We start from the raw sequence: 15,454 nt of genomic DNA on the forward strand, positions 1-15,454 counted from the left end.
GGATGACCGGCGGAATGGTCGGCATCCTTCTCGGCGCTGCCTGGCTGGTGCTGTTGGGAGGCCGGCGGAATGCCCTGCGGAACCTGGCGGCAGCCGCCGGCGCTGGGCCGGAGCCGGGGCCCGGGCGTCCGGCTCCGCCGGCTGCCGGGGCGGGCCAGATAAAGGCGGCGGGCCAGATAAACGGGGCGGGCCAAATAAACGCGGTGGGCCAGATAAAAGCAATGGGGCCGTTGAACACTGCGGGGCTGTCCCGGCGGTCCCGGCTGTCCCGGCGGTCCCGCGCTGGGAAGCTGGACCGGGAGGATGATCTGCACCGGTTGCCGCTGCTGGTCCATCAGTTGGCAGGGCTGCTGAAGGCAGGCCGGACACCGGCCGAGCTGTGGACAGACGCGGCGCGCTTGAACGGCCAGGGGGTGGGCACAGAGGGGAGCAGCCGGACGACGGCCATCCTCGAGTCCGCGGCGCGGGCCGCTGCCCTGGGGCTGAGCCCTGTGCCATTGCTGCGGGTGGCCGCCCGTCAATGCCGCGGCATTGAGGCGATGGTCTGGAACGACCTCGCAGCGTGCGTTGATTCGTCCGAACGCAGCGGTGCTCCACTGGCCGGGATATTGGGGCGGTATGCCCATGGACTGGAGGCCGTACTGGACGCGCGGGCAGCGAGGGCCACGGCGCTCGCCGGTCCCAAAGCGACCGTCCGGGTCCTGACCTGGCTGCCGGTAGCGGGACTGGTGCTGGGGTACGCACTGGGAACAGACCCCCTGGCGGTGCTCGTCCAGACCCCCTTCGGATGGAGCGCCGCGGGGGCAGGGGCCGGCCTGGCACTGGCCGCACGGATATGGACAGGGATCCTGGTTCACCGGGCGGCCGGGCCGGAGACGGCATGAGGGCTGGCCCATGACCGGTGCCGCCGTCGCGCTGCTACTTGGCGCCGGCATCTGGATTCTCTACAGGCCTTTCCCTTACCCGGGGACGGGACAGCGTCCCGGTTCCGGCGCCAACCGGCCGGCGGAAACCCCCAACCAAGGCGGGACTTCGAACGGCGGGGCTAAAGGCGTCAGCGACCCGGCTCTTCTGCTGGACCTCGCCGCAGCCATGCTCGAGTCCGGCCGGCCGCTGCCTACCGGGCTGCGCATCCTCAGTGAGTCGGCCGAGCCGGTTCTGGGACGGATCATTGCCCGCGTGGTGACCGCCCTGGAATTGGGATCGGACTGGAAAACCGCTTGGGAACTGGCGCTGGACGTCAGGGACAGCAACTCGCGCGGCGTGCCCACGGAGGTCCGGGGAACTGCGGGCGTGCTCCGCGATGCCCTGGCCTTTGCTGCCAGCAGCGGGGCGCCGTCCGCCGCCGTCCTACACGCCCAGGCAGAGCAGATCCGGCGCCGTCGCGCCCGGGAATCTGAACGCCGGGCCGCAGCCCTTGGCATCCAGCTGGTGCTGCCGCTTGGTCTGTGCGCACTTCCGGCCTTTATCTGCCTGACTGTGGTCCCGCTGCTCCTCGCGCTCCTGCCGGCACTCTGACCCGCCTGTCCTGCTGCCCAGTGTTCCCCGAGATGCTGCGCGCGACAGCTATGTGTTCACACGGCCGGCCCGACGACGGCGTGCTCACAGGCACTATTGCCGCACCGTTGGTGAGGCAATAGTGCCGTGACGCCAGTTGTGACCCTAGGCGCCGACATGCCGGCGCAGGACGCCGGCCACCAGGGCCGCGCGGTCGGGAACGTCAGCCAGGACAACGTGCTCATGGCGGGCATGGGGTCCGCCGCCGCTGGCGCCCAGCCCGTCGAGCACAGGCAGGCCCAGGCCCGCAATGAAATTGGCGTCGCTTCCGCCGCCCACGCTGATGCCCGCCAGTGGTTCACGCAGCATCCCCGAAAGATCCCGCGCCATTTCCCAGAGCGGGCGGCTGGCCTCGGTGAGCTGCATGGGCGGCCGGTTCCACCCCCCGCTGATTTGAACGCTGATTCGCGGATCCCTTACGGCAAGGGCCGCGAACACGCCCTCCACCCGCTCCGCCTCGAGCGCCGTCGAGGCACGCACATCTGCCACGCAGTGCGCCCGGCCAGCCACCACGTTTCGGGTGGTGCCACCCTCTATGACACCAACGTTGATGGTGGTTCCTGCTGCATGGTCCTGGGCTTCCACGAGGACAGGGATCAGTTCCGCCAGAGCGTGGATCGCGCTGGCACCTGCCAACGGCTCGTTGCCGGCATGGGACTCAACGCCCGTGACTGACACGGTGAAGGCGCCCACACCCTTACGTTCCGTCTTGACGTCCCAGCCGACCCCGGGCTCCAACACAAGGGTGGCCTTGGCGCGGGCCGCGGCCTGCTCGATCACCGGGCGGGAGGCGGGGCTTCCGATTTCCTCATCGCCGTTGAAAATGAACCTCACGGGCGGGTGTGGGATGCCCGCCTCGCGCAACGCACGCAGCGCCCACACGGCGGTGACGAGTCCTGCCTTCATGTCATAGGCGCCGGGGCCGGTTGCGGTTCCGTCCCCGCGGATTGTGAAGGGCCAGCCCGCCAGGGTCCCGGCGGGCCACACCGTGTCGTAATGGCCCACCATCAACACCGGAGTTTCCCCGGTGCCGGCGAACCCCATGTCAATCACGTCCCCGTAGCCATGGGTTTGGTGGCGAACGGCGAATTCGGGTTCCCCGAGGCGTTCGCGCATCCAATTCTCAATGGCAGCCGCAGCCGTGTTCAACAGGTCCAGGCCGCGGCTGGGGGTCTCGTAGTTCACGAGCATCTCGATGTCGGCGACCATGGCCCCGGCGTGGGTCTTGGTCCAAGTGTGGATCTCTGTCAGGGATACTGCTGCACTAGTCACTTCTTGTTCTTTCCTAAGTGTTGCGTTGCTGGTCGGGGCGGTCATCAGCGGATCGGTGCACCCGGGCCCAGCGGGATGCCCAGGGCGTACCAGCCCAGGAACATCAGCGTCCAGACCGCCAGATTGACCACCGTCAGCGGCAGCACCAGGGACATCAGCGTGCCGATCCCGGCCGACGGCCGCACGCGGCGGATGAACTCCAGGGCGATCACGAAGTACGGGCTCATAGGAGTGAGCGAGTTGGTCGGCGCATCAGCGATCCGGAACAGCGCCTGGGTGGTTTCCGGATAGATGTTCAGCAGCATCAGCATCGGGACCAACACCGGTCCGATCAGCGACCACATGGCGATGCCGCTGGTGAGCAGCAGGTTCATGATGCTGATCAGCAGGATCGCGCCGACGAAGATCAGCATGACGGGGGCATCCACGGAGGTCAGTGCGTTGGCGCCGCCAATCGCCACGAGCTGGCCGACGTTCGTCCACTTGAAGTAGCCCAGGAACTGGGAGACTGCGAAGAAGAGCACGATGACGGGCACCAGGTCGCGCAGGCCCTGGGCCATCATGTCCGGCACATCGCGGGCCGAGCGGATGGTCTTCACAGTGGTTCCGTAGACAATGCCGACCACCGCGAAGAAGAGCATCAGGAACACCGCGACGTTGTCCATCAGCGGGGAGTCCACGATCGAGCCGCCCTCGCCGCGCAGCGGGGAGGCCTGGGGCACCACGGAGAGCACCAGCAGGCCGAGGAAGAGGGCAGCAGCGATACCGGCCCGGAGCACGCCCCTGCGCTCAATGGCGCTGAGCTTCATGTCGGGAATGTCTGTGGGATCCACCAGATCCGGGAGGACCTTGTTCATGGCCTCGACCCGGCGTGCGACGATCAATTCGGTCACGACCGTGATGGACACGGCGAGTACGAGCGAGGATACGACGCCGAAGAAGTAGTTGGCGACGGGGGAAACCACATAGTCGGGATCAATGGTCTGTGCCGCTGCCGTGGTCAACCCGGCGTAGACGGCGTCTGATCCCTCGATGATCGGGCTGACGCTGCCTGCGCCGCCGACCGCCACGTAGGCGACGACCGCGCCGATGACCGGGCTGCGGCCCACCGACCTGAAAGCGATCATTCCCAGCGGAATCATGACGACAAATGCCGCATCGGAGGCGACATGGGCAAACATCGAGGCAAGCGCCACGGTGAATGTCACCATCTTGGCGGGCACGCGCGCCAGCATGGAACGCATGACCGCAGTCAGCAGCCCGCCCTTGTCCGCGATGGAGACACCGAGCATAACCACCAGGATCAGTCCCAGGGGCGGGAAGGTGATGAAGTTCTTGATCACGCCGCCCAGCATCAAGTCAAGGCCCTCGGCCGAGAGCAGGTTCCGTGCCTCGATGACTTCGCCGTCGGCCGGGGAGACTGCCGAAACATCAAAGGCCGACAACACGGCGCTGACGAACACGAGTACCACCGTCAGCCCAATGAACAGCCAGAATGGATGGGGCAGCTTGTTGCCTACCCGTTCCACGCCGTCCATGAACTTCAACATGGCACTAACTCCACGACGGGACTTTTTAGTCTCCGTCTCCGCTTCCATCGCCACAAGTCCACCAATCGATATTTTCAGTCATCCACACCACACCCAGCGGTGATTGCTGTCACAGAAAGCGACTATAGTGGTGATTTATCCCAAGGAGGAAATTTGGTCTTTGTGCTCGACGACACCGACCTCGACATAGTCGCGGCCCTGCAGATCGCTCCACGGGGGCCGGTGAACGTGATCGCCGAGATCATCGGCCTTAAACCCAGTACCGCCAGCCGCAGGATGGCCAATCTGCAGGACCGCGGAGTGCTGCGTATGATCGCCTCTGCCCGCTGGACGGTTTTGACCTCCGGCAATCCCTACGTGGTGTGGATCAAGTGCACGCCCGGAAAATCGCTGGCAGTGGCCGAGGAACTGAAGAAGGTCCCGGAGGTGCAGTCCATCATGCTCACCACCGGCCTTACCGACCTCTACTGCACCGTCTACCCGCTGCCGGATACCGACGTTAATCACCTGCTGATGACTCAGCTTCCCAGCATTCCCGGCATCGATTCCATTCGCTCAGATCTGGTTCTGCGCGCCGCACGCGAGGGCTTCGGCTGGCGCCTCCACCGGCTCCGCGAGGAGCAGCGTGAAAAGCTCTCGGCCCTTGCCGATTATCTCCCCGATGCCGACGCCGCCGCCCGCCCCGCCCCGGATCTTGGGCCGATCGAATACGGCGCGCTGGCCATGCTCCTGGAGGACGGTAGGGTCTCGTCTGCGCAGGTCGCACGGGAGCTGGAGATCAGCACCTCGAGCGCCTACCGGGTGGTCCAGGGGCTGTTGGAATCGGGTACCGCCAGGCCGCGGGCGGAGATCGAGCCGGCGCTGCTGGGCTTTCCGCTCACCGCCTTGATCACCCTGGAAATCCAGCCTCAACACATTCCCGCGGTGCTCAATTACCTCGGCAGCCATGAGTCCTCCCGCTACACGGTCATGACCGCGGGGCCCTCCTCGGTGTTCTACCACGGTGTGTTCAGCGGTGAGGACTCCTTGGCCGACTTCGTCACGAACGACATCGGCGCACTGCCGGGCGTCTCGGGCCTGAACATGTCCATGGTGCTGCGGGTGCTGCGCCGTCAATGGATCGACCGCGAGGACGGGTTCGTGCTCGGCCGGCGCCACCAAGCGGCGATGCTGCCAACTCCGTCCAGCTGACCCGAGCAGGCCGGTAAGCGAGCAACGCTGCCAAGGCCACACCAGGACGAGCTGACTCCAGGAGTGGAGGACGGCAGGCAGGGCAGCCGCAGCTTGAGCTCTTGCCCTCAGTCTGACCCGTCTGTCCTCCACAACCGACTGGGTCCGGACCGTTATCCAGTAAACGGGCCCGACCAGTCTGCCTGACGCGGGGAACCTCCAGAATCGATGTCATGCCGGAGAGCTTCCAGAGTCTCGGCGCAGGACAAGAATCCACCAAAGGAGCCAGCCATGTTGTCCCAGCCGTTTGAACCCGCACCGCCGCACGCAAAGCCCTCCGGCCCGGACCTTTCCTGCGGGGTGCCAGAACTGGGCTCTGCCCAGCCAGGGTGCGCCTGTTCGGCAGGGGAGAAGCGTCCCTCGCCAGGATCCGGCAGTCGAGCAAAAACAGGAACCGGTTCCAGGGAAGCCCGGTCAACGGACGGCAGGCAGCCGGCGGAACAGGCACGGCTCGCCCCGGTTATTCCCCTTCGTCCGCGGCAACGCCTGGCCGCTGCCGTGCAGGAAGATCGAGAGGCCGGCATGGCGACAGCCGAATACGCCATCGCCACTCTGGCGGCCGTGGCGTTCGCGGCCCTGCTGGTGGCGGTGCTGAGCAGCGGCGATGTACGGGAAATGCTGCTGGCCCTCATCCGGGGAGCCCTGAGCTTCGGGTGATCCGGCGGTTCTGCGGAAGCCGGAGGGAGTCGTTGGCAGCGCGGCGGCCTGCCCGCGGCCGCAGTCCCGGACCACCTGCGGGAGAGCGCGGGGCGGTGACTGCCGAGTTGGCTGTGGCCCTGCCAGCAGTGGTCGTCCTGCTGGCAGGGCTCCTGACCGGGGCGGCGGCTGGCATCACGCAGCTGCGGCTGGAAGAAGCTGCCCGTGCCGCGGCCCGGCAGATCATGCGAGGGGAGGCCGGCGCTGCTGGCGAGACCGTTGCCCGGCTTGCCGGACCGCGCGCAGGGTTCGAGCTGAGGGCGGAGGGGGAGTGGGTGACGGTCCGAGTTGAGTCCACCCTCAACGCTCCCTTGCTCGAGCACCTTCCGATTACTTTGACGGCGCAGGCAACTGCTCTCCCTGACGACCCGCGCTAAGACAGCGTGCCGGATCTCGGACTTCGGTTGCTCCGGTGCGGGAAAGGAATCAACCATGGCCCTCCAAGACCCAGTGCAGCGCGACGAAGGGGCCGGAACGGTCCTCAGCGTGGGCATCAGCTTGGCAGCGATTACCCTCATCCTTGCCCTGCTGGCTTTGGCCCAGGCCACGGTCGCGGCAGCACGGGCCGGCACCGCCGCCGATCTGGCAGCGCTCGCCGGAGCGGACACCATTCGGGCACTTCGCTCCGGGGACCCCTGCACCGTCGCCGGGGAGGTTGCGGCCCGCAACGGAGCTGAACTTGCAGCTTGCACTCCGGATCCCAGCACCCGTTCGGTCGCAGTTGAGGTCCGGTCGCATTCCGGGGCGTTTTTGCCCTGGCATTCGTCCGCGAAGGCCAGGGCTGGGCCACCGGGATGACCGCTGTCACGGGTGCCAGGCCCGCGCTAAAAAGAGCACCGCTGGCAGGCTTCATGATGCGCTGCCCGGCAGCGCATGGTCCGGACCGTTAGCGGCCGGCAGCCGTCCCGACTGGCGCCGGCGTATCTCCGGTCCGGGAAGGAACGGTGTCCGGAGCGTTCGTCAGCAGCACCTCGATAAGCGTGACGGCCCCCTTTTTGTCCAGAGGGTTGTTCTTGTTGCCGCACTTGGGGGACTGCACGCAGGAGGGGCAGCCGCCGTCGCACTCACAGGCCCGGATTGCATCCCGGGTGGCCGTGAGCCACACGGTCGCCGCCTCGTAGGCGCGCTCGGCGAACCCGGCGCCGCCGGGGTGGCCGTCGTAAACGAAGATGGTCGGTTTGCCGGTGTCCGCGTGCAGTGCCGTGGATACCCCGCCGATATCCCAGCGGTCCGACGTCGCCACCAATGGCAGCATCCCGATCGAGGCGTGCTCGGCAGCGTGCAGTGACCCCGGGAAGTCAGCTGCCGCCAGACCTGCTCCGAGGAGCAGCGACTCGTCGATGATGAACCAGACGGCCTTGGTGAACAGCTCTTTGGCTTCCAGCTCGAGGGGCTCTTCGCCGAGGATCTCATTCGAGACCAGGGCCTTGCGCTGGAAGGAGACCACCTGGGTGGTGACCTTCACGGTGCCGAAGCAGACCGTCACCTCACCCCATTGCACGGACCGTTCGGTTTCCATCACTTCGATCTGCGTGATGTCCCGCGCCTGGGTGTAGAACTCGGGGTTGCCTCGGGTCACCATGGCGCAGTGGTCGGCCTCGTTCAGCTCATCCACCAGGAAGGTCTGGCCCTGATGCACGTAGACGGCGCCGGTGTGCGCCTGGTACTGGCTCTGCGCGGCGTCCATCGTGCCCAGCACGGTCCCGGTTTCCGACTCGACGATATTGATCGGCCCGCCGCCGCTGGCGCGCAGGTTCACCATCGAGGCGGCGCTTTCGGCATGGGTCCAGAACCAGCCCGCCGGGCGGCGCCGCAGGTACCCCTGTGCCACCAGCGAATCCAGCAGCCCGGCCGCGGTCGGGCCGAACAGCTCCCGTTCATCCGGGGTCAGCGGCAGTTCGGCCGCCGCGGCGCACAGGTGCGGGCCGAGGACATACGGGTTCGAGGGGTCGAAGACCGTCGCCTCCACCGAAATGTCGAAGATCGCTTCCGGGTGGTGCACCAGGTAGGTATCGAGCGGGTCATCGCTGGCCACGAACGCGGCCAGGGCGTCCTGCCCGGAGCGGCCGGCACGGCCGATCTGCTGGAACAGGGAAGCCCGGGTGCCGGGCCAGCCGGCCACCAGCACGGCGTCGAGCCCTGAAATATCAATACCCAGTTCCAGGGCCGATGTGCTGGCAATACCCAGCAGCTGCCCGCTGCGCAGCTGGTTTTCCAGCTCCCGCCGCTCTTCGGGCAGATACCCCGATCGGTAGGCCGCCACCCTGCCCGGCAGGGAGGGATGCACCTCTTCCAGCAGGCGCCGGCTAATCGTCGCAATCGCCTCCGCGCCGCGCCGGGACTTGATGAAGGCGATGGTGCGGACCTGGGCGGAGACCAGGTTCGCCAGCAGGTCCGAGGTTTCGGCGATCACTGTCCGGCGCTCGCGGGCACCGTTCTCGCCCTTCAACTCGGTCAGCTGGGGTTCCCACAGGGCCACCGTCGTCGCACCGTGCGGAGAATAATCCCGGGTGAAGGCGTGGACCTCCCCGCCAATCAGCCGGCCGAAGGACTGCGCCGGATCCGCAGAGGTGGCCGATGCTCCGATGAACACGGGGTCCGCGCCATAGTAGGCGCAGATGCGCCGCAGCCGGCGCATCAGGTTCGCCACGTTGGAGCCGAAGACCCCGCGATAGCTGTGGGCCTCGTCAATGACCACGTACTTCAGGCGGCGGAAGAACCGGGCCCACCAGGCATGGTTCGGCAGCACCCCGAAGTGCAGCATGTCCGGGTTTGCGAGCACCAGGTTGGCATGGTCCCGGATCCAGCGGCGGGCACCTGGGTCCGTGTCGCCGTCGTAGGTTTCCGCCCGCAGCGTGGGCAGGTGCAGGGATTTCAGGGCCGTCAGCTGATCGGCGGCAAGCGCCTTGGTGGGGGAGAGGTACAGCGCCACCGACCCGGTGGGCTCCAGCGTGATCCTGTCATCCAGGGCAGTGCGGTGGATCTCATCCAGTACCGGAAGCTGGTAGGCCAGGGACTTTCCCGACGCCGTGCCGGTGGAAATGATGGTGTGCTCTCCCGAGCGGGCGGACTGCGCCGCCTCGGCCTGGTGCCGCCAGGGCTGATGCACGCCCAGGCGCTCGTACGCTGCCCGCACATCCGGGTGGACCCAGGCCGGCCACGGCACCGTCTCGGCCTGCCGGGCAGGGATCTGGTGGACGTGGACCAGCTGCTCCGGGTCAGCGCCGCCGCCGAGCAGCGGGATCAGGGAATCATGTAAGGCCACGCGGCTATTCTCCCACCGGTAGCCCCGCGGCCGGCACAGACTCCCGGGCCCTCCGCGAGCGGCGAAATCCCGTTACAGCCGCGGCTCGAACATCATCACATTGGCCAGCGATTCCCAGCCCAGGTAGCGGTACAGTTCCAGCCCGGATTCGGGGGAAATCAGCAGCCCGGTCTCGGCGTCGTGCTCCAAGGCCACCGCAGTCAGCGCACGCATCACATAACTGCCCAGTCCGCGGCGGCGGAAGGAGGGTTCCGTGGAGATCTGGTCATACACGGCAAAGCCGTCCACCACGGCTACGTGCCCGCGGGCAGCGGGTTCGCCCCCCACCGTCACGAGGACCGTTCCCACCGCCCCGGAGCGGAGCGTTTCGGAGTCGTAGCCGTCCGGTGGAATGGGATCCTCAACGTCCTGGCCTTCCATGTCCAGGACCATAAAAACCTCATCCGCGGAGCGGACCGAAAGCCCATAGACACTCGCGGCCCCATGCAGGTCGCCCACCCGTGCCGTGACGACGGCGAAGAGGCGGCTGGCGCCCTGCCGTGCCGAGGTGGCCAGGGCCGCAAACTCGTCATGCGAGGGTTCGAGGGCGAAGTACTCCCAGTCATTGGTTTTGTCGTGCAGGAAGGCCGCCGGAAACCGACCCTCATGGCGCACCTGGTATCCGCGGGCGCGGGCCCATCCGGTAACCCAGATTTCGAGGAGCTCGTCGGTTAACGCGTTCATGAATGAACATTAGCCTGCGAGCCGGACCGGCGGCAGGGCTGATCCCAAAATCAGATTTCGTCAGCCGGTCTACCCTTTAAAGGTGGCTCTGAACCGAATTGCTCTTTATTACGCCTTTACCCCGCTCGCCGACCCGGAAGCGATCCGCCTCTGGCAGCGCGCGCTCTGCGAGAAACTTGGCCTGCGCGGACGCATCCTCGTCTCCAAGGACGGCATCAACGGAACCGTCGGTGGTGAGCTCGGCGCCGTCAAGGCCTATGTCAAGGCCACCCGCGAGTACCCGGCGTTCAAGAAGATGGACATCAAATACTCAGAGGGCTCGGCCGAGGACTTCCCCCGCCTGAGCGTGAAGGTGCGCTCGGAAATCGTCAGCTTCGGAGCCCCGGGGGAGCTCAAGGTAGACGAAAACGGCGTGGTTGGCGGCGGAACGCACCTGCGCCCCGAGGAACTGCATGAACTCGTTGAGCAGAAGAAGGCCCAGGGCGAGGAAATCGTTTTCTTCGATGGCCGGAACGCCTTCGAGGCGCAGATTGGCCGGTTCAAGGGCGCCGTTGTCCCGGACGTCTCCACCACCCACGACTTCATCCGCGAACTGGAATCCGGGAAGTACGACGACCTCAAGGACAAGCCTGTGGTCACGTACTGCACCGGCGGCGTCCGCTGCGAAGTGCTGTCCGCGCTGATGGTGGACCGTGGTTTCCAGGAGGTGTACCAGATGCAGGGCGGGATTGTCCGGTACGGCGAGACCTACGGCGACAAGGGGCTGTGGGAGGGATCGCTCTATGTTTTCGACAAGCGCATGCACATGGAATTCACGGACGACGCCGCCGTGATCGGCCAGTGCGTCCGCTGCGAAGCCCCGACGAGCAAGTTCGAAAACTGCTCCAACCTGGCTTGCCGCGAACTGACCCTGTACTGCGCGGAGTGCGCCTCGGATCCCGAGACGCTGCGCTGCCCGGGCGGCTGCGCAGCGTAGCACCCGCGGTGCTCCCGCGGCACCCTCGCCGGTCCCCGGCACTTCGGTCTTCCGGCACTCTGGCACCACCCATCCCCATATTCCTGCGCCGGTGCTAGCATCCCGGCACGCCCGTACATCCGACGGTCGTGCCGCTGTCGGCAAGACAGTCTCGGGGAAGGTACACGGGGATGGATGACACGCAGGAATCAGGCGGGACCGGTGGCGGGGCCATGGGTGGACGGAAAGACATGCCGGCACCCGTCGATGACAGGGAACAGAACTGGGACCGGATTGTCGACGTCTTGGTGGTGGGCAGCGGCGGTGCGGCGCTAACCGCTGCCATTACGGCTGCCGATGCGGGACTGGACGTCCTGATCGTTGAAAGTACTGATCTGTGGGGCGGAACGACGTCGATTTCCGGCGGCGGGCTGTGGATGCCGAATAATCCCCTGATGCGGGCCGACGGTGTCAGCGACAGCGAGGACAAGGCCTTGAAGTACATGGAGGAGGTCATTGACGACGTCGGACCGGCTTCCTCCCGCGAACGGAAGCAGGTGTTCCTGCGCACGGTCCCGGAGCTGGTCAACTTCCTGGGCGGCCTCGGCGTGCAGTGGGTGCGGTCCAAGGACTATCCCGACTACTACCCGGACCGTCCCGGCGGGATGATCGGCCGGTCCCTGGAAGTGCGCCCCTTCGACACGCGCCTGCTCGGCCCCTGGTTCAAAAAGGGACGCGCCAAGGCCAGCGGGCTGCCGGTGCCGCTCATGACGGATGACGTGTGGGAGATTTCCCGTGCCTGGTCCACCCCCAGCGGCTTTGCCCGCGGCGCACGCTTCGTCTTCCGGACCCTGGGCGGGCTGCTGCGCGGGAAACGGCTGTTCGGCACGGGCGGGGCGCTGACGTCCTCGCTGATGTACATCGTGCGGAATCAGCAGACACCCGTATGGCTGTCCTCGCCGCTCACGGACCTGGTCCAGGACGACGACGGCACGGTGCTGGGCGGCGTCGTTACCCGGGACGGAAAAACCGTGCGGATCAATGCACGGTCCGGTGTCATCCTCGGGGCGGGCGGATTTGCCCGCAATGCGGCCTGGCGGCAGAAATACCACGGCCTTGACCGTGAGTACTCGTCGGCTCCGGACGGGGATCAGGGCAGCGTGATTGAGCTGGTCCGACGCCGCGGCGGAGCGCTGGCGCTGATGGATGACGCGTGGTGGGGCCCTTCCACGGTTGGACCTGACGGCCGGGTCACCTTCACCCTGGCTGAGCGCTCCATGCCGTTCTCCTTGGTGGTGGACGGGAAAGGGCAGCGCTACCTCAATGAGTCGGAGTCCTATGTGGACTTCGGCCACCACATGCTCGAGCGTCAGTCGGTGGCGCCGTCCGTTCCCAGCTGGCTGGTCAGCGAAGCCCGGCACACCCAGCGTTACCTGAACTCATCCCTGCTGACCGGGCGGAAGAAGTGGCGGCAGGCCGGACTGCTCCTCCGGGCCGATTCACTCACGGGGCTGGCCGAGCAAATGGGCCTGCCGCCCGGAGCGCTGGAAGCGACCGTGGAACGGTTCAACGGCTTTGCCCGGAGTGGGGTGGACGAGGACTTCAACCGCGGAGGCACGGCGTATGACAACTACTACAGCGATCCACGGGTGAAACCGAATCCCAACCTTGGCCCCCTGGAAAAAGGTCCCTTCTACGCCATCCGCATCTATCCGGGGGACCTGGGCACCAAGGGTGGGCTGCTCACCGACGCGCAGGCACGGGTGCTGCGGGAGGACGGCCTGCCGATCCAGGGACTCTACGCTGCCGGAAACACCACGGCCTCGGTAATGGGCCGGACCTATCCGGGGGCCGGTTCCACGATTGCCCCGGCGATGGTCTTCGGGTACGTGGCGGCACGGCACGCGGCCGCCGCTACAGACAGCGGAGCCAGGCCAGCGGCAGCGGTGGCCTGAATTAGGGGCCAGGGCTAGGACCGGGCGGAGCCGGCCTGCGCGGTGATCTCGTCCAGGCCGGCAACTGCCTGTTCGAACAGTTCCGCGGGGTCGCTGCGTCCGGTTTCCTCCGCCTGGGCAAAGCACTGCCAGGCCACCCGCCACGTGCAGGTGATCAGCTCCGCCACGAGCAGGGCACGCATCGGGTCGAGGAGCCCACGCTCGGACAGTGAACCGCTGAGCACCGATACCAGGTGCAGCTCCTGGCGGGCAACCATCTGGAGCAGTGCGGGCTCCCTCAGCAGCAGACGGGAGATCCGCAGGAACTCATGCTGCTCAACCTCGTGGGCGAACTGCTGCCGGCAGACGTCGAGGAGCTTGCGCAGGATCTGGGCCGAGGAGAGCGAGGGGTCCAGCTCCTTGCCCACCAGGGCCTCGATCAACTCGCCCTGCCCGGGCACAGCGGCCGATTCCTTAGAATCGAAGTAGCGGAAGAAGGTGCGCTCCGAAATGCCGGCGCGTTCAGCGATCCGTGCCACGGTGGTCGCCTCGGTCCCGGCGGTTTCGAACAGATCCAGCGTCACCCGCTGGATCTCGCGCCGGGTCGCCGCCTTATGTTCTTCCCGAATGCCCATTGCGTTCTTCCTCCCGGATCCTGCCGCCGTTCCAGTGTCCCAGAGATCGTTGATTTCTGTCACACTCTGCCACCTTGGACCGGAAAAGGTGTCAGTGTGTGACAGAATTTGTCCGTTCGACATTAACCAGGAAGAGGAAGCATTTGAGTTCCAACAGATCTGAAGCCCCGGCAGCAGAGCGGCCACCTGCCGCCGCGGCGCCCGCGGTATCCAACCGGCAGTTGACGGGAATCATCGGAGCGCTGGCCCTGGCGGCCTTCCTGATGATCCTGAATGAAACTGTCCTGACCGTCGCGCTGCCTTCAATCATGGTGGACCTGGACGTCTCAGCAGCTGCGGGCCAGTGGCTGACCACCGGCTTCCTGCTGAGCATGTCCATCGTCATCCCCACCACAGGGTTCCTGCTGCAGCGGTTCACCACGCGCAGCCTGTTCGTCTTCGCGCTGCTCAGCTTCCTGGCGGGCACCCTCATTGCGATTTTCGCGCCGAGCTTCGTTTTCCTGCTGATCGCCCGGATTATCCAGGCCGTCGGCACCGCCATCGTCCTGCCCCTGCTGATGACCACCACGCTGACACTGGTTCCCGTGCGGAAACGTGGAGCCATCATGGGGCTGAACTCGATCGTGATCTCCGTGGGGCCGGCCATCGGGCCGACCGTGTCCGGTGCGATCGTGAACTCCTTCAGCTGGCACTACATCTTCGTGATGATGGCCCCGCTTGCCGTGCTCATCATGGTGGTCGGCATCATCTTCATTAAGATCCCGTCCAGCACCCGCAAAATCCCGGTGGACGTACTCTCCGTGATTCTCTCCGCGATTGCCTTCGGCTTCCTCGTCTACGGTATTTCCAGCGTGGAGCATGCAAGCGAGAATATGCTGCTGACCATCGCCTCCTTCGTGGTTGGCCTGGGCGGACTTGCCCTGTTCGTCCGGCGGCAGATCCGCCTGACCCGCACGGGCCGGGAGCTCCTGAACCTCACCCCGTTCAAGAACCGCACGTTCACGTTCAGCGTGATGATGATCATGATCGCCATGGGCACCCTGCTCGGAACCGTCGTCCTGCTGCCGATTATTCTTCAGACCGGCAACGGCCTGAGCACCCTGAGCATTGGACTGATGCTTCTGCCCGGCGGCCTGGTGCAGGCTGTCGTCGCTCCGATTTTCGGCCGGGTCTACGACCGCTTCGGCCCCCGGCCAGTCCTGATTCCCGGTGCTGCCATGCTGGCGCTGGGCCAGTGGCTTTTCGTCACGGTAGATACGGATACCGAACTGTGGATGTTCATGGTCAGCCATGTTGTTTTCAGCATTGGCCTGGCCATGCTGATGACCGGGCTGCTCGCTTCCGCCATGGCTTCCCTCGAACCGCGCCTCTATGGCCACGGATCTGCCATCTTCAACACCGGCCAGCAGCTGGGCGGTGCCATCGGAACGACCATCTTCGTGACCGTTATGTCCCTGCTGTCGGCCGGAAAGCTCGAGGCCGGATCGGACCTGGCGACGGCTCTGTTCTCCGGAGCGCATGTGTCCTTCCTGATCGGCGCCATCCTGGCCACCATCGGCCTAGTGCTCGCACCGTTCATTAAGGTCTCGAAGCAGCACTAACCACTGTCCGGACCGCAGGGAAGGACGGCCCGCAGG

At 66.2% G+C, this 15,454-nt stretch carries 14 protein-coding genes; 9 read left to right on the plus strand and 5 right to left on the minus strand.

Features of this window, described 5'->3' with window-relative positions; translation table 11 throughout:
* Both RTN46_RS13400 and RTN46_RS13405 read left to right on the plus strand, forming a co-directional pair.
* The coding region (locus tag RTN46_RS13400) for a hypothetical protein (RefSeq protein ID WP_312182090.1) at positions 1-884 on the plus strand (884 nt) is incomplete at its 5' end.
* Between the two features lie 10 nt (positions 885-894).
* Positions 895-1,518: a type II secretion system F family protein gene (locus RTN46_RS13405; RefSeq protein ID WP_312182091.1), complete on the plus strand. Its 624-nt coding sequence runs from the start codon at positions 895-897 to the stop codon at positions 1,516-1,518.
* Between the two features lie 144 nt (positions 1,519-1,662).
* On the opposite strand, the gene RTN46_RS13410 is transcribed toward RTN46_RS13405, so the two are convergent.
* Both RTN46_RS13410 and RTN46_RS13415 read right to left on the minus strand, forming a co-directional pair.
* Positions 1,663-2,829: a M20 family metallopeptidase gene (locus RTN46_RS13410; RefSeq protein ID WP_312182092.1), complete on the minus strand. Its 1,167-nt coding sequence runs from the start codon at positions 2,827-2,829 to the stop codon at positions 1,663-1,665.
* A 44-nt stretch (positions 2,830-2,873) separates the two neighbouring features.
* Entirely contained in the window at positions 2,874-4,379 is a 1,506-nt protein-coding gene (locus tag RTN46_RS13415; protein WP_312182094.1) for an AbgT family transporter, read from the minus strand.
* Positions 4,380-4,541: 162 nt separating this feature from the next.
* Here RTN46_RS13415 and RTN46_RS13420 point away from each other — a divergent pair, with 162 nt between their 5' ends.
* The 4 genes from RTN46_RS13420 (at position 4,542) to RTN46_RS13435 (ending at position 7,103) form a co-directional block, all read left to right on the plus strand.
* Positions 4,542-5,570, plus strand: a complete 1,029-nt coding sequence (locus tag RTN46_RS13420) for an Lrp/AsnC ligand binding domain-containing protein (protein WP_312182111.1) — start codon at positions 4,542-4,544, stop codon at positions 5,568-5,570.
* A gap of 270 nt (positions 5,571-5,840) precedes the next feature.
* The gene (locus RTN46_RS13425; protein ID WP_312182096.1) at positions 5,841-6,266 is read left to right on the plus strand and encodes a DUF4244 domain-containing protein; all 426 of its coding nucleotides are present in this window, start codon (positions 5,841-5,843) and stop codon (positions 6,264-6,266) included.
* Positions 6,267-6,361: 95 nt separating this feature from the next.
* Complete coding sequence (locus RTN46_RS13430; RefSeq protein WP_312182098.1) at positions 6,362-6,682, plus strand: TadE family type IV pilus minor pilin; 321 nt, start codon at positions 6,362-6,364, stop codon at positions 6,680-6,682.
* Positions 6,683-6,737: 55 nt separating this feature from the next.
* Positions 6,738-7,103 (plus strand): Rv3654c family TadE-like protein, encoded by a 366-nt coding sequence (locus tag RTN46_RS13435; RefSeq protein WP_312182100.1) that lies wholly within the window; start codon positions 6,738-6,740, stop codon positions 7,101-7,103.
* An 88-nt stretch (positions 7,104-7,191) separates the two neighbouring features.
* On the opposite strand, the gene RTN46_RS13440 is transcribed toward RTN46_RS13435, so the two are convergent.
* A complete protein-coding gene (locus tag RTN46_RS13440; protein ID WP_312182102.1) occupies positions 7,192-9,570 on the minus strand; it encodes a DEAD/DEAH box helicase in 2,379 nt (792 codons plus the stop codon).
* A 72-nt stretch (positions 9,571-9,642) separates the two neighbouring features.
* Positions 9,643-10,293, minus strand: coding sequence for a GNAT family N-acetyltransferase (locus RTN46_RS13445; protein ID WP_312182104.1), 651 nt, complete (start codon positions 10,291-10,293; stop codon positions 9,643-9,645).
* Between the two features lie 82 nt (positions 10,294-10,375).
* Between RTN46_RS13445 and RTN46_RS13450 the strand changes: the two genes are divergently transcribed.
* Together RTN46_RS13450 and RTN46_RS13455 are read left to right on the plus strand one after the other, a co-directional pair.
* Positions 10,376-11,269 carry a rhodanese-related sulfurtransferase gene (locus tag RTN46_RS13450; RefSeq protein ID WP_312182106.1) on the plus strand — a complete coding sequence of 298 codons (894 nt, stop codon included), beginning with the start codon at positions 10,376-10,378 and terminating at the stop codon, positions 11,267-11,269.
* Positions 11,270-11,439: 170 nt separating this feature from the next.
* Positions 11,440-13,203 (plus strand): FAD-dependent oxidoreductase, encoded by a 1,764-nt coding sequence (locus RTN46_RS13455; protein WP_312182107.1) that lies wholly within the window; start codon positions 11,440-11,442, stop codon positions 13,201-13,203.
* Positions 13,204-13,217: 14 nt separating this feature from the next.
* Here RTN46_RS13455 and RTN46_RS13460 read toward each other — a convergent pair whose 3' ends face one another.
* Positions 13,218-13,880: a TetR family transcriptional regulator gene (locus RTN46_RS13460; protein ID WP_312182108.1), complete on the minus strand. Its 663-nt coding sequence runs from the start codon at positions 13,878-13,880 to the stop codon at positions 13,218-13,220.
* Positions 13,881-13,960: 80 nt separating this feature from the next.
* Between RTN46_RS13460 and RTN46_RS13465 the strand changes: the two genes are divergently transcribed.
* Positions 13,961-15,418, plus strand: coding sequence for an MDR family MFS transporter (locus RTN46_RS13465; protein WP_312182109.1), 1,458 nt, complete (start codon positions 13,961-13,963; stop codon positions 15,416-15,418).
* Positions 15,419-15,454: the final 36 nt, after the last annotated feature.

The organism is Arthrobacter sp., assembly GCF_031988865.1.
Taxonomy (GTDB): domain Bacteria; phylum Actinomycetota; class Actinomycetes; order Actinomycetales; family Micrococcaceae; genus Arthrobacter_B.